General features: G+C 35.6%; 23 protein-coding genes. All 23 read right to left on the bottom strand.

Annotated elements, in window-relative coordinates; all coding sequences use genetic code 11:
- Window positions 1-62: 62 nt before the first annotated feature.
- Window positions 63-362 (bottom strand): hypothetical protein, encoded by a 300-nt coding sequence (locus CXF85_RS15360; protein ID WP_101229538.1) that lies wholly within the window; start codon window positions 360-362, stop codon window positions 63-65.
- A 160-nt stretch (window positions 363-522) separates the two neighbouring features.
- Window positions 523-1,050, bottom strand: coding sequence for a nucleotidyltransferase family protein (locus tag CXF85_RS15355; RefSeq protein ID WP_157829121.1), 528 nt, complete (start codon window positions 1,048-1,050; stop codon window positions 523-525).
- A 204-nt stretch (window positions 1,051-1,254) separates the two neighbouring features.
- A complete protein-coding gene (locus CXF85_RS15350) occupies window positions 1,255-1,830 on the bottom strand; it encodes a YdeI/OmpD-associated family protein (RefSeq protein ID WP_101229536.1) in 576 nt (191 codons plus the stop codon).
- A gap of 143 nt (window positions 1,831-1,973) precedes the next feature.
- Window positions 1,974-2,264 carry a hypothetical protein gene (locus CXF85_RS15345; protein WP_101229535.1) on the bottom strand — a complete coding sequence of 97 codons (291 nt, stop codon included), beginning with the start codon at window positions 2,262-2,264 and terminating at the stop codon, window positions 1,974-1,976.
- A gap of 622 nt (window positions 2,265-2,886) precedes the next feature.
- Complete coding sequence (locus CXF85_RS15335; protein ID WP_232771223.1) at window positions 2,887-3,264, bottom strand: GFA family protein; 378 nt, start codon at window positions 3,262-3,264, stop codon at window positions 2,887-2,889.
- Between the two features lie 128 nt (window positions 3,265-3,392).
- Window positions 3,393-4,007, bottom strand: a complete 615-nt coding sequence (locus CXF85_RS15330) for a LysE family translocator (protein WP_101229532.1) — start codon at window positions 4,005-4,007, stop codon at window positions 3,393-3,395.
- Window positions 4,008-4,097: 90 nt separating this feature from the next.
- Window positions 4,098-4,406 carry an excalibur calcium-binding domain-containing protein gene (locus CXF85_RS23420; RefSeq protein WP_442871876.1) on the bottom strand — a complete coding sequence of 103 codons (309 nt, stop codon included), beginning with the start codon at window positions 4,404-4,406 and terminating at the stop codon, window positions 4,098-4,100.
- A gap of 93 nt (window positions 4,407-4,499) precedes the next feature.
- Window positions 4,500-5,405, bottom strand: coding sequence for an EamA family transporter (locus CXF85_RS15320; protein ID WP_101229530.1), 906 nt, complete (start codon window positions 5,403-5,405; stop codon window positions 4,500-4,502).
- A gap of 133 nt (window positions 5,406-5,538) precedes the next feature.
- Complete coding sequence (locus tag CXF85_RS15315; protein WP_157829120.1) at window positions 5,539-5,862, bottom strand: hypothetical protein; 324 nt, start codon at window positions 5,860-5,862, stop codon at window positions 5,539-5,541.
- Between the two features lie 427 nt (window positions 5,863-6,289).
- Window positions 6,290-6,514 carry a hypothetical protein gene (locus CXF85_RS15310; RefSeq protein ID WP_101229528.1) on the bottom strand — a complete coding sequence of 75 codons (225 nt, stop codon included), beginning with the start codon at window positions 6,512-6,514 and terminating at the stop codon, window positions 6,290-6,292.
- A gap of 174 nt (window positions 6,515-6,688) precedes the next feature.
- Complete coding sequence (locus tag CXF85_RS15305) at window positions 6,689-7,435, bottom strand: type 1 glutamine amidotransferase domain-containing protein (protein ID WP_101229527.1); 747 nt, start codon at window positions 7,433-7,435, stop codon at window positions 6,689-6,691.
- Window positions 7,436-7,628: 193 nt separating this feature from the next.
- Window positions 7,629-8,093, bottom strand: a complete 465-nt coding sequence (locus CXF85_RS15300; protein WP_101229526.1) for a hypothetical protein — start codon at window positions 8,091-8,093, stop codon at window positions 7,629-7,631.
- Window positions 8,094-8,228: 135 nt separating this feature from the next.
- Window positions 8,229-8,567, bottom strand: a complete 339-nt coding sequence (locus CXF85_RS15295; protein ID WP_101229525.1) for a DUF805 domain-containing protein — start codon at window positions 8,565-8,567, stop codon at window positions 8,229-8,231.
- Between the two features lie 50 nt (window positions 8,568-8,617).
- Window positions 8,618-9,103 carry a GNAT family N-acetyltransferase gene (locus CXF85_RS15290; protein ID WP_157829118.1) on the bottom strand — a complete coding sequence of 162 codons (486 nt, stop codon included), beginning with the start codon at window positions 9,101-9,103 and terminating at the stop codon, window positions 8,618-8,620.
- A 116-nt stretch (window positions 9,104-9,219) separates the two neighbouring features.
- Window positions 9,220-9,456, bottom strand: coding sequence for a hypothetical protein (locus tag CXF85_RS15285; protein ID WP_101229523.1), 237 nt, complete (start codon window positions 9,454-9,456; stop codon window positions 9,220-9,222).
- Between the two features lie 134 nt (window positions 9,457-9,590).
- Window positions 9,591-10,046: a hypothetical protein gene (locus CXF85_RS15280; RefSeq protein ID WP_101229522.1), complete on the bottom strand. Its 456-nt coding sequence runs from the start codon at window positions 10,044-10,046 to the stop codon at window positions 9,591-9,593.
- Window positions 10,047-10,150: 104 nt separating this feature from the next.
- Window positions 10,151-10,726, bottom strand: a complete 576-nt coding sequence (locus tag CXF85_RS15275) for a hypothetical protein (protein ID WP_101229521.1) — start codon at window positions 10,724-10,726, stop codon at window positions 10,151-10,153.
- Window positions 10,727-10,997: 271 nt separating this feature from the next.
- Complete coding sequence (locus CXF85_RS22985; RefSeq protein ID WP_198555658.1) at window positions 10,998-11,321, bottom strand: hypothetical protein; 324 nt, start codon at window positions 11,319-11,321, stop codon at window positions 10,998-11,000.
- 249 nt (window positions 11,322-11,570) lie between these two features.
- Entirely contained in the window at window positions 11,571-11,825 is a 255-nt protein-coding gene (locus CXF85_RS15270; RefSeq protein ID WP_101229520.1) for a hypothetical protein, read from the bottom strand.
- Between the two features lie 105 nt (window positions 11,826-11,930).
- Window positions 11,931-12,398, bottom strand: a complete 468-nt coding sequence (locus CXF85_RS15265) for a hypothetical protein (RefSeq protein ID WP_101229519.1) — start codon at window positions 12,396-12,398, stop codon at window positions 11,931-11,933.
- A 111-nt stretch (window positions 12,399-12,509) separates the two neighbouring features.
- Window positions 12,510-12,929: a GNAT family N-acetyltransferase gene (locus tag CXF85_RS15260; RefSeq protein ID WP_101229518.1), complete on the bottom strand. Its 420-nt coding sequence runs from the start codon at window positions 12,927-12,929 to the stop codon at window positions 12,510-12,512.
- Between the two features lie 84 nt (window positions 12,930-13,013).
- Window positions 13,014-13,565 carry a GIY-YIG nuclease family protein gene (locus CXF85_RS15255; RefSeq protein ID WP_101229517.1) on the bottom strand — a complete coding sequence of 184 codons (552 nt, stop codon included), beginning with the start codon at window positions 13,563-13,565 and terminating at the stop codon, window positions 13,014-13,016.
- 108 nt (window positions 13,566-13,673) lie between these two features.
- A complete protein-coding gene (locus CXF85_RS15250; protein WP_101229516.1) occupies window positions 13,674-14,081 on the bottom strand; it encodes a DUF4279 domain-containing protein in 408 nt (135 codons plus the stop codon).
- Window positions 14,082-14,116: the final 35 nt, after the last annotated feature.

Genomic DNA, 14,116 nt, shown 5'->3' with positions numbered 1-14,116 from the left:
TAATAACTTAACACTTGAAATCGGTGAAAATAATTCTGTACGCTTAACGCCAAAATCACAGACTAATTAACGTTTGGTGGCTTAATTGCTTTTAAGAAATAACCAACCAGTAAAGACACTAATAAACCAAAGAAGGAAACAAGTGATGATACAAATAAAACAGCTTCGCCAATGTTACCCTGTTGGCTGCTCTCATCATCTAAGCCTAAATAATTAGACTGAAACACAAATATAAATAAAAGTGATAAAACAACGATTGCTAGCGTCGAACTAATCGATGCTTTCCAAAATGAATTAGGTAGCTTCCAGTGAACGCCACCCGCAATTAATACGGATAATCCGGCTAATAAATAGGGTATCAAATCTTAAACCTCTCGAATAAATAATGGCCACTTAAGTGGACCCAATAGTTGGTTAAAAGTATAGCGAAACGGAGCCTAATCAATTGTTTGGTTCCGTTTGAAGTTATTGTAATCGTTTCATCATGTATAAACATCCTTATTGATTACTCGTTGTGTACGATCACCAATTTTCGACTGACAACATTGGCCACTGCTCTTTCCACTTAGTTGCTTTGTCTTCATAAATGCTTTTGTTTACTAATACTTTATTCGGCCTAACGAGAAGAGAGAACATGTCTTGAAACCCATGTGGAGCAATAAACTCCAATTTCCCATCCTTAATACGCATAGCCATACAAGCCCCAATAACGGGCCAAGTAGAAATAGATTCTTGAACACTAAAGTATTCAGTTTTAGGAATACCAAAGCGCTCTTCATACCATAAATGTATTCTAGCAATATTTTTTACATCAAAAGGAATGTTAATATTTGGAAAGGCTTCAGTGAGTGAAGTAATGTAGTTATTTTCTGACTCCCAGCTTAAATCTTTATCATCCCAGTATAAGATGTCAATATCCTTTATATGGGTATTAAGCTCATAGCCATGCATTGTATTCCATACATTCTGAAATATTGTTCCAGCACCAAGCCATGCATCAGGCAGTTTACAAATTTCATCGAGTACTTGGGGGATCCCATCGATTGTCATTACAAATTCTGACAACAACTTAATTTGGTCATTAAGAGCCAGATGATGCCCATTTAATAATTTATTTTTCATGCTAATGTTCATAATTTCTAGGGGGCATAACGCCTCATTAAGAGGCCTAATATGGTGAGGTAAAATGAGTAAAGAAGAAAGAAAAGTTAACTTTTTTGTTCTTTTAAACGTCTAATAGTTTGACCAAGATACTTACTTAGGCTTTTCTTCGTTAATAAGCATATCCATGAATTTTGTAAAGCGCCTAAGTCTAGTTTCGGGCTTCTTCGCACTTATCAATCCGTACGCGATAATATAACGACTCGATTTAGTGAGCGTTTCAAAAAACGCTTTAACATTCGGTTTACTCTCCAGTGAAGCTAGAAAATCCTCGGGCACTTCCATTTCACTTACCACATAGGCGCTTTCCCAACGACCGTCAGCTTTTGCCGCACGTATATGTACTAGCCCTGATTCCATCATCCGGTTCTCACTTATCAAACGTTCCGCATGCTCTGTGTTCCTTTTAGACCAGTTGCTTCGTGCTTTTCTTGGTGTGACCCGCTGGAGATAGGCTTGGTCATCGATGGACTTCTTGATGCCATCAATCCAGCCCCAGCACAACATTTCAACGACGACATCATCCCAAGTCACGCTAGCAATTCCAGTTTTCTTCTTGAATATCTTTACCCACAATTCACTTTCAATGGCGTGATTTACCTTGAGCCATCGACCGAGATCTACCGGCGATGCAAAAGTCATTGTTTTTTCTGGGTTGGCTTCAGGCATAAAACTAAATTCTCTTTGATATAACGGCCATATAATTGGTGAAGTAATGGTTCGCTAACATTGAACATTGAACATTGAACATTGAACAGAGAAGCGAAACCTAGACAACAGGTACGAATCCTTGTGTATTTTCTTACTATGTTTTAACAACTCAATTGATATTCTGACCAATGCAAAGTATTGCCTATTAGCACTACACTACCTGATACAATAAAGCTTAGAGGCCCTATCAGTGCCAATGCCACAACACATCCTCCAAAATCGCCATCATCACACATGTCCATGTCTTCCATTTCGGTTACTTTTAACGTTAATTTATTGGTAAAAGCTTCCCGTTTACAATAAGGCTGTTTAGTTGCAATTGATGGTTGATATGCACACGCCGTAATAGACAAAGAAATTAAAGTACTAAATAATATTTGTTTGAAATTCATACAACGTACATCCCTGTAAAATTGGTGTTACCCATAAATAATAGGCTAAGTAATGGTTGGCTAAAATTGTATAGCGAAGCGACAAGTAACCAACTTTTACGTGTCCTTGTTTATTTTCTTGTTATATTTTTTGTGAAATACATGAATAATTGTAAAGAAATTAAAAACATAAATAAACTGATGAATATATTTACAAAACGAATTTCTTGCATAGGCAGCAAAAATAAATGCTCCAATATTGGAGTGTTAGGAATTACTACAAAACTAATAAACGAAGTTATTAGTACAGAATAAATATAGTACCTTGCATGCCCGAAATAATTGACAAAAAATGAACAGATTAACGTAAAAGTTAATAGTTTAGGAAAAAGTAACCAAACATTAGCAATTATATTTGTAGCCCATTCATTCATATTTTTGAAATTAACCAACGTAAGCAATAATTCCATCCATGAACGGCTGCCTATTAATATTGAATTACTATGTAAAAAAATTGAAGATGCGATACCGCAGATAATAATAAAAAACTTCAATTAAACTCCAAAATATAACGCTTTGCTAACATGCGCGGAACACGAAAAAACTGTTGTTTGTCCGTTTAAGCAACTTGTTAAAACTTACTTTATTCAAACTCTTGTTGTTGAGGTAAGTTATCGGTAATTTCATGCCAAGCAGCTTTACTGCCAACGTAGACATGACGAGTGGGTTTTACTTTAGGGTCTGTATCTAATGTACCGAATGGAAAACCTAATATATTTGGATGAGAATCGAATTTAGTAAATAAACTAGAACCACACTCAGAGCAAAAGCCTTTATGCTCACCAGGAGATGATTCATAAAACTTAATAAATTTTTCACCCTGAATAGTTTTCCAGCTTCCAGTCTTAATTTTTGCTCTGGTTCTGAATGCCGACGCATGTAATTTACGACACATACCACAATGGCAATTTAGTACATCTTCAAATTCACCATCGATTTCATATTGGACTTGATTACACAAGCAACTGCCTTTGTTTATCACGATACTCTCCGTAAGTTATAACGCCCCACTATGAGGGAAAAACACTTGGTTAAAACAAGCGGCGCAGGACAAGAATCAACCGATTTTTGTCCTTGTTTTACCGCTTGTTATGCCTTAATTGCGACTACCGCCCCAGTCGACACCATAATGGTGCCTGCTGTTTTATTAATTAATGATAATGCATTAGGGCTCTTTAGCACCCTCTTAGCTCTTAAAGCTAATAGCGCGTAGCAAATATTGACACTACCAAAAGCGAGTGTCGCAATTCCCATTATTGCCAGTACATCTACTGTAACCACTTGGTTAACATCTATAAACGCAGGAAATAAACCAATATAAAATACAATTGCTTTTGGATTTCCTAAATTTATCATTAACCCTGTAGCTAAGCTTGCAACTAAAGAAGACTCTTTTGATGCTTTAATATCTTCAGAGGTTGCTTTAGATTTTATTAAATTAATACCTAACCAAATAAGGTATGCAGCACTAGCGTATTTAATTATAAGAAAAGTAGTTCCCATAATTTCAGAAATTATAGACAGGCCAAACAAAGCAAGAAGTATAAATATAAAGTCACCTAATGTTATACCTACGATCATCATTAAACCGCGGCTAAATCCAGATGAAAATGTACGCGCAATTACAGCAAATACAGCAGGGCCAGGTACAAGAGCAACGATTAACATAGCTCCAAAAAGTGCTAACAAACTTGCAGATGACAAATGAACTCTCCTTGAGGCATAACGCCACATTAAACGGCAAAATATTGTTGGTTAAAATGTTGAATGCCTTGTTAGAAGTTTGAAAGCACTTTATCTATTAAACTGTCTTTCACACGGAATACCATCTCCATCACCGTCCATTTCAGTATTAGGACAGTAACGGATAAAATACTTTGCTTCTTCATATGAATTCATTTGAGAACAATGTTGTCTGCCATCGCATTTATAGGTAACTTTAGGCTTAGCTATTTCTTTAGCTTGAGCTAATGTTTTCATGGCGTCACTATTTGAGAATTCAGATGTCGCCTTTTTGTGAGTTGTTTCGACTAGAGAGCTATTTTTAAAATAGAACTGCCATGCCGCGCCACAAATAACTATGAGAATAAGTAAATTTTTCAATTGAACACCATCCTTGATAAAACTTATAACGCCCATTTAAGGGGCTGATAATCGTTTGCTAAAATGTGTAGAGAAGCGAGACGTAGCCAACTGTTACGTGTCCTTGTTAATTCTCTTGATATAACCCTGATTGAACAGAAGGTTAAATAACTTATTTCCAGCAACACAAAACACTAATCCCAGCATAATTAAAATAGTACCAGTTATTTCATGAGGGTTTAAAGTTTCATTTAAAAGTAAACTTGATGTCACTATACCTACAACAGGAATTAATAGTGCAAATGGCGTTACAAAAGCGGCAGAATAACTTTTTAGTAAAAAACCCCAAATTGAAAAGGCAATCAATGTCGAGATATAGCTCACATAAGTGAGTGCTCCCCATGTTTTTATGGATGTTGAAAGAATGGCACCTAAAGGATCATTAGTTTCCATGATAAACGATAAGCCTAGAAGGGGGATAGGAGGTATTAAGCAAACCCAAACCATAAAATGTAACAGATTAACTTGTTTTATTTGCTTCATAATCATATTTGAGATTGCCCAGAACAAAGCTGCAAGTAAAATAAGCCCCAAACCAGTTGTTGTGATATTTCCACCTGCATTAAAAAAGAAAAAGCTAAAACCAATTGCTGCAACACTTACTCCTAATAATTGTGTTTTAGTGATTAATTCTTTAAAAAACAAAATACTTAAACCAATGGTAAAAAACACCTGAGCTTGAAGTATAAGTGAAGATAGACCAGCAGAGGCATCTGATTTCATTGCAACAAATAACAAACCAAATTTTAATACACCTAAAAAGAAGCCAACTCCAATAACATTCCAAATTGAAGTTTTAGGAAATGGAATAAAGAAAACAGCAGGTATCGCTACAATTGAAAAACGTATTGCAGAAAAAAGTATCGGTGGTAATTCTTCTAAACCAATTTTGATAAAAGAAAAGTTAATCCCCCAAATAAAAACCACCAATAATGCTAAAAATATATCTTTGAGGTTCATAATATCTTCGTTTAAGGGTTATAACGCCCCACTAAGGGGCAAATAATTGTTGGTTAAAATAAGCTTAAATATTTGATAAAACACCTATCCATGTGAATACAGCCAACTGTATTTTTTCCGTTTAATGTTCTTGTTATGACGAAACTGGCACCGTTACTCCAGGTTCGATGATTGCTTCATGCTTGGGTAAATTGATAGACATCCATTGTTCAAATTTATCTAAACTTAAATCATTAGGTATTCCACTAATGCTTTTATGAATGTATATCCAAACATATTCCCTCATATAGCCCGCATCATTTACTGATACCAAGGCATCTAGATCTGTATCAGGAGTTACACTATTTTTCTGTCTTAATTCTTGCCAAATAAGTGCTACTTTCGAACGAGCAAAAACTTCTCGTTTATATAAGTCAGTATTTCCATGTAGATCAAGTTCAACAGGCCACATTTTCAATGCCATTCCGTAAAAGAGCCAACCTTTAAATGAATTTTCATTATTCATTACATTCCGATCTAAAGTTATTGGATTTTGATTAGTATCTTTTTTTGTGCCGGAACAACCTAGAATAAATAAGGTGATAATAATTATGATTAGATGACGCATATGATTCCGTTCGTTATATTTTACTTTTTTACCAACTCAAAAAACTGACAATGATCTTGATTACCTTTAAAACGGATATAACCTTTATCTTTGAGAGAATGCAAAACAATTAACCTTTCAGCTTCAGAGTCTGTATCACAAGATAAAAAGCGCTCATCTTTAGGGAAATTATCCAATTCTGCTTTTTCACTGGTTGTTAACCTTGCCAGATTAAAAAGACTCTTGATTTAAAATGCTGATGCCAGCTTGTAAAATATAACGCCTTGTTAGCCGTACTTTACACGAACTTTTTATAATTTAATGACTTGAGGTAATTGGACAAACGACTCTTAACTTGTGGAGTTAAGCCTAAACTAATTAGAAATGTTGAAAAAATAGAAATAAACATGATGCTTTTAATTATTTTAGCGCCAGTTAGCAACGCGACAAGTATTAATAAAGCAACATAACCTAAACCTATTAGCCCCAAGAAAAGACAAATCCCTTTAATATCATTATTCATAGTAATTCCTTAACTGAATATAAAATTTTATTCTAACCCAAAAAGTTAAATATGTACTCATAATCATGCGTACTGCTAACGCCTGTATAAGCGAACAAAAATTGTGGCTATAATATGAAGCGAAGCGTAGTCAACTGTTTTTGTTCCGTTTGAAGTGCTTGTTAGGTGCATTTACTATTTGTTAGAAATTATCATTTCTTTTGCGACAAGTGCAGCTGAAGGTAGAAACATTGTTGAGATAATACGTTGATCTTCGATCACGGTATGTTTATCTTGTAATGTTTTCTTATTTTGAGCAATAGCACCATTCTTATTAAGCTGACTTTCTATAAGAAAAGGCAATAGTTCCCCCTGTTTTGCCCACGGCTTAGATGTTTCTGTAGAGTTCGGAAATCCAGCTACTTTCTTTCCTTTCACCAAAAAGTCACCGTTAGATAATGTCACATTAACAATACCTGCAGAGCCATGACCACCAACACCTACAACACCACCTGACTCGTATACATTGCTGATGATTGAATGGATTCTTTTGTTATCTGCAACATCAAACATTACACCATACCCACCACCAATGAATACGCCCCAATAATCGCCTGGAACAATTTGAGAAGGAGAGAATGAACTGTTCGCTTTTTCTAAGAAATTTTCATACTTTATCGTGTAACTACTTATACCTCGTGGTTCCATCATAAACTCAACTTTTCCACCTTTAGGCGATACAAAGTCAACTTCAAAGCCGTGACTAACAAAAACGTGATAGGGAGGCGCGAATTCCCATAAATTATTTCTAGCATCATGCTTTTCAGGATCTCCCATATCTATTGTATTCGATACTACGATTAGCACTTTCTTAGATGGTTCAGCTAATGCGTTTGTGGTAAGTAAAGCCGTCATTAGTATAATAGTGGTTAAGAATCTCATTGTTTTCCTTTGTAAATAATTAAAATCACTACTTAGACGCTATAAGTGGCTAAAAGGTTTAAATGCTGAATAAGCGTAGGCATTTAACGCCAAGCTAAGCGGACAAATGCCGTTGGCTAAAATGCGCAGCGCCAGCAAACTGATCTACCCCCGATAAAACGGACACATTTTCCGTTTAAGCACCTTATTATGTTTAAAATTGATAACCAGCCTGAATAAAAGCGCCTGTGTCACTTTCTTTGCTTCCCTTTCCCGCTAGGAGAGTAAAACCAATATTGAAACCCGACTGGTCAATACCACTAAAAAAGTAAGAGTAACCTAATCCGCCACCGTAAATTGGATCGTAGCCATCGAAAGAGTTTTCAGTGCCAACTGCTCCAACGTATATGTTTATACCATGTTTTTTACTTTGAAAATCAAACATGTCTGTAGTTATCCACCCAAGACCCAAACCGTAGGTGGTACTGTTGCCGCTTAATTGCAAAATTCCAGCCGAAACATACTTTATGTCAACGTCAGACTGAACTCCTGCATTCATGCCGAGTCCACCATACATAGTTCCAACGCCAAGACCCAAAGTATAATTATTGTCAGCTAATGACTGAGGTGAAAGAGCTAAGACAATAGAAAATAATGATGATTTATAGATGATATTCAAACGTACTCCTTACGCTTTAAGTTTTATACATAACACCCCATTAAGAGGCTTTTAATTGTTGGCTAAAATTGTGAACGGAGTGAAACAGCCAACTGTTTTTTGTGATCTTCCCCCGTTTGAGTGCTTTGTTAGATTTTATGCGGGAACACCAGCTTTAGGATTAACGCCATAGTCATTTTCATCATGGCTATCTTGAGCTAAAAAGACAATCATGACTATTATTCCGATAAGTGGAACTAAATAAATTAACTGCCACCATCCAGAGCGGCCTGTATCATGCAACCTTCTAGCTCCAATACTAAGGCTTGGAACTAGAAGCCCAAGACCCAATACCATAAGAACCAGATTCAAACCAAGTACTGATAAAACGACTTGGATAATCAGGTAAATAAGCATGAACATCCAGTACTCTTTCCTACGTGCTCGACCAGTAAAGTCAGCATATTTTTTCAGTGCGCCTATAAAATAATCCATCGTTGGACTCTCCTTGTTGTTGATAAACTTTTTAAAACCTTATTGGCTTGTTATGTCTCTAACTCTAACACCATTAATTGTGAGTTTTCACCATAATTTGAGCAAATTTCTTCACTAGGTATATTTATAAAACCAAACTTAGCCCAAAATCCAGTAGAGTTTTGAACAGCTACTAATAAAATTTTTACATAACTTTTAGCTTTGGCATTATGAATTAGGTTTTGCACTAATTCTTTACCTATGTTTTTTCCTCTTCCTTCAATAGCTAATGCTAGATCATGAATAAATAAAATTGGGCTGTTAATTACAGGGATTTTTTCATTTAACTTTGGTGGGATTTCACTCGCCCATGGGTGTGCTAATAAGTAAGCTAATACTTTGCCTTTGTGGTCTGTAAATACGGCACAGGTTTGTGGCGATGAATACCATTTACTTTTTAGAACTTTTACATCTTCAGGAGCTATATCGGTATAGGCCTCTTCCTGAATTTTTACGATGCCATCCCAAGAGTTTTCATTAATTGGACTAATTGACATGACAGAATCTCCGAGAGACATAACGCCCAAATAACAGGCTAAGTAATAGTTGGCTATGATAGCGAAACATGAGCGCAGCCAACTGTTGCGTGTCACGTTGATTACTTGTTATGTATTTATTTTCCCGTAAGCAATGACCATAAAATATCTAATAGAATGGTTTCACCTTCTTCAGATTGTTTCTGATGTTTAGCTGCTGCCTTATATTCTCTCTGCGCAGCTTGAGGCTGTCCTATTGATTCATAGTAACGACCAGCTTTAGCATTATTCTTAGACATTTCTGAGAGATCAGAACTCGACGCACACCCGCCTAATACTAGAGAATAAACAATAATAACTATTAATTTGAACATCCATAAATCCTTTTAAACACCTAAAGTGGTAAAATACATAACGCCTCACTAAGAGGCAAATAATTGTTGGTTAAAATAAGCGACGCAGGAGCAAAACCAACTGTTATTTGTCCTGATTGATTGTTATGTGCAAATCAGGCACTAAAGCTACCATTATCACCTTTATTTTTAAGCGGTAAAGTGTTTGATATAACTAATTCTATAATATATGCGGTAAAAACACTGTCTAATAAATTGAATGCAAAAATACCTGCCAATATATTTATTTGTTCAGGAAACAGCCACATTAAGGTGGAATATAGTGGACTTAAAAAAATCAAGAATACTTCTAACCATTGAGGTATTTCTGCATAAGCGAATAATAAAGCGGGAAGCATAAACAGTAACGCGACACATGAAACTAAAAATACAATGCTGAGATGTATTAATAAAATTCTCTTAAAGCGAGCACTATTAATATTTGTATTAAAAGGTAGTCGTTTCTTGATACTGGTACCTTTTAATGAAGAATCTACTAAGTAAACCAAGCAACATATAATTGTGATAACAAATAAAACTATAAATAGTAACTTGGCATTGGCTATATCCACGCAACTTTCCTTTTGCACATAACGCCCAAATAAGGGGCTAAAATAGTAGGCTAAAATGGAGCGAAGCGAACAGCCTGCTGTTTTTAGTCCTGTTAATTTGCTTGTTATATTTTTGTGACCAACTCTGTTTTTACAGGAGAAATTAACTCTTTAAATTTAGGGTTTGTAATTAAATCGCGAATTAAAAACTGGACAGCAGGTGAAAATTCTTGAGCAATTTGCTGACAGGCGGTAGAGCCAACCCAGTTGGTTGAAAACTCATGTCTGGTCGATATTTGTAGGGTTTTATCATTATTTGATGATGCCGTAAGTTCAAAAATCCATTTTCCATTACCAACATTTGAATTGAAGTCTATCTCGGTAAAGTGAGCATTTAAAGTAATCTCAGATTGCTCTTTATATATTCCTGCAACCTTTAGCTCTGAAACGAATGCATTATGAATATAACTTTCAAAAGACTCTTTATTAGGAGTTACAACTGAACCTACTCCTCTACAAGTTATTCCACTTCGTCCGGACTTTACTGATGTAAATGGCTTAACAGCAACTTGTACACCATTATAATTTTTAAGTGTTTCTATATTTTCAAATGATGCGCCATATTTTGAGGTATTGGAAGAACAACCTGAAATATATATAGCAACAATCCCTGTCATCATTATTTTTATTATTTTATGCATTCTACCTTCCTTTTTGTGATTAAAAAATATAACACCCCTGTTAAGCGGCTAAAAATTGTTGGCTAAGTAACTTAGAGCATAATAACTAGAGTTGAAATTTTAAAATGTTCGATTAATGTTGGGGAAATGTGAAAGTGTGTAAGATATACCTGACGCGACCAAAAAATATAACGCCCCAATAAGGGGCTGGAAATTGTTTGCTAAAATGTTGAGGAACGAAAACAGCCAACTGTTTTTTGTCCTTATTAATTAGCTTGTTATAACGCTTTAGCTAATACACTTGGGTTAGCTTACGATTTGTTCCGAATGAACTCCAACCCTTAGAACCCACTAAGTAACTATTTTTAGGTTCTAATTGATTAAAGATACCTTCACTCGTTGTAAAAGATTCATCTTTGCTTTTTATTGTGAACATAAGAGCTTCTACACACCCATGTTCAGTGCAATGCTCAACCCACTCAGAATCTTTTGAGACGACATATATTTCGATAGTATCAATACTGTAACGATAACATTGATAAAAGATAACGCTGATTATAAATAGTGATGGAAAGAAAATTTTAAATAGTTTTGATAGCTTCTGATCGTTATCCATGTGATTACATTCCATTGTTCAATTTATGCCTAAGTGAGTGCAACTTTCTGAAAAGCGATATAACGCCCACATTAACGGGCCAACTGTTGCGTGTCACGTTGAATTGCTTATAGTTCGACCAAGCCACCTAATTGACTAAAGTAACTTACTATTATATTAGGTGGAACATGCTTCTGTTGGCTAAAATAAGTGAGGCACGAACAAAAATTCAACTGTAATTTGTCCGACTTGAAAACCCTTGTTAGGTGTTTATTTAGGTGGCCAAGGTCTTATTTGGTTTCTAACTTGATCGTCTAATGTCCAACCTTGTGGTTGTGCTTTAGCCTCAAACCAAACGCATCCGTCTTTTACCCAATCAGCATAAAACTTAAGATCATCATCATGTCCATACTCACAGCCACAACAATCACAAATATCATATGAACAGCGTAATTCTAAAACCGATGTATAACTTTCATCAGCTTTAAAACCGCAGATTGGACAATGATTTATCGATACACTCACGAAACACCTAACGCCTTACTAAGCGGCGCGAAATAGTTTGCTAAAATGTGCGAGAAACGAGCGCTAGCAAGCTGTTTCGCGTCCGTTTGAGTAACTTATAGTGTTTTATTCACCAAGCCATTTTAGTTTGGCAGTTTTGTCAATTTCATTAAACTCAGCTTCGGTTATCTTTCCATTAGCCAAGTCACCTTCAGCTGCCCATATAACTCTGATGTATTGAAATTCTGTTGCCGCAAGAATATAACCTAGTTTTCTTTCCGTAATTTTACCGCTATGAAATTGGCTCATCGCTAACTTTTTATTCCACGACTGACCTTTTGGAGGAGCTGGTAGTGTAAAGTCAATAGTGAGCAATCTTTCATCTGATATTGTGTAACCTTTAGCAATTGAATCTTTTGCGCATTCATATAACACATAATCAATAGAATCTTCTAGGCCATAGAAATGCCAATCAAAACCAGCATTACAACCACCTACAATTTTCCCTTCTTTATCACTAATATCGATGACTCTTTCAGCGCAGCCTGAAAGAAAAAATAATAGGACTATTGTTTTTAATAAATCTCGATACATCGACTAACTCTTCTAAACACATAACGCCCAAATAATGGGCAAATATTAGTTGGTTAAAATAAGCGACGCAGGAGCAAAACCAACTGTTATTTGTCCTGATTGAAACGCTTGTTATATGCCCAGTTGCTTCTGTAGAAAGTAACAGGTATGTCCATCTGGCATATTAGCCAATTCACCAAAAACTGAATAACCAGCTTTTACATAAAAGCCTAACGCCTGAAACGTCGTTGTTTCTAACCGAATGTTAGTGGTTGTTTTGGATAAAGCATATTCTTCCATTTGAGATAGGAGTTTAAGTCCCCAACCATCATTACGGATGCTTTCATCAATCCAGATGCCTTGAATATACATCCAGTTCCAATTTATTTCTCCTAGAACACCACCAACAATTTTACCTGAGTCATCTTTTATAAAGGACGAAACTTTCTCCCTGAATACGGTTCCAGTAAAAGACTCATTAAATGTTGTAAGGCCTGTCCTTAAAGCTTCGATATCATCATCTTGCGGCGGTAAAGGTTTAGTTAACTCCATAGTATGCTACGAACTCCGTTTGGGCATATAACGCCCACTTAAGCGGACAAAAATTGTTGGTTAAAATGTGAAGCGCAGCGGAACCTAACCAACTGTTTTTGTTCCGTTTGAAGTGCTTGTTAGCTGCTTATATGCAGCTTTCATTTCTTTTCTTCTAGCTTTGTTTGTTTGAACAAATGAATGCTTATTGTCTTTTATATTCAAAGGTAAGTCGTGACTACTTATGAGGCTACTTTCAATCGACTTAAAATCAGGAGTTTCATAATAACTCATGTATACATATTTATTTAAAAACTCATTCAGCTTTTCTTGCTCTGATAAACAGTTGATATTTTCATGGTTAGACATATAGCTCAACCTTAACGTAGATAAGGTACCATGAACAATGCACGAATGAGATACATTAACTATCCCTAAATGCCACTTAAGCCGATATTGTATATCCTTGGCTAACCCAATATATAAGAGGTATACAGTACTTCCATCATCAGCTGTTTCTTGCTCTGTAGGGTCAACACCGCTTAGGTATTTTAAACCTTCCTTATTGATAAAGTGCTTGTAAACACCTCCTGATTTAGGTGCATCAGCAATATTATCTCTAATTACTTTTGCGGATGTTATTTTGGAGAATATCACAACGATTTCCTAAAGCAGCTAACGCCCTAATAATGGGCAAAAAATTATTGACTAAAATGTTGAGGAACGAAAACAGTCAACTGTTTTTTGTCCTTATTAATTAGCTTGTTATGTTTCCGATTCATCATCGAAATACATATCCCCAAGTATATCCAAACCTAATACTGAAAGTCTACGCATTAACTCAACTGTTAAGGATGGTCCACCTTGTCCAGTAGAATCCCAGAAATTTGTAATCTTAGTTTCACAACCTTTATTCCTTAGAGCCTCAAGAATACTTTCTTTACCCTCTAGTTGTTTAAGAATAAGATTTAGATGTTCGATATTATCGGTGGTTTTACATAAATCCTGAGTCGTCCATTTCCAAATATTACGTTCTCTGCGATGCTTATATTTATGTTCGGGATCTTTTACCCAAATATCATGAGCAAAGAAGCCTAATGATTTATTGATTACATCCGGAGTAATATCCTCCGAAAATATTAGCAAGGTTGAATAAGTTTCAGTACACGCCAAATGAATTTAACTCCGAACTCTACAAGGAAACATAA

Source organism: Colwellia sp. 75C3, assembly GCF_002836255.1.
GTDB lineage: Bacteria > Pseudomonadota > Gammaproteobacteria > Enterobacterales > Alteromonadaceae > Colwellia.
Note: the sequence above shows the minus strand (reverse complement) of the source record. Positions and strands in the feature narration are given on the sequence as shown.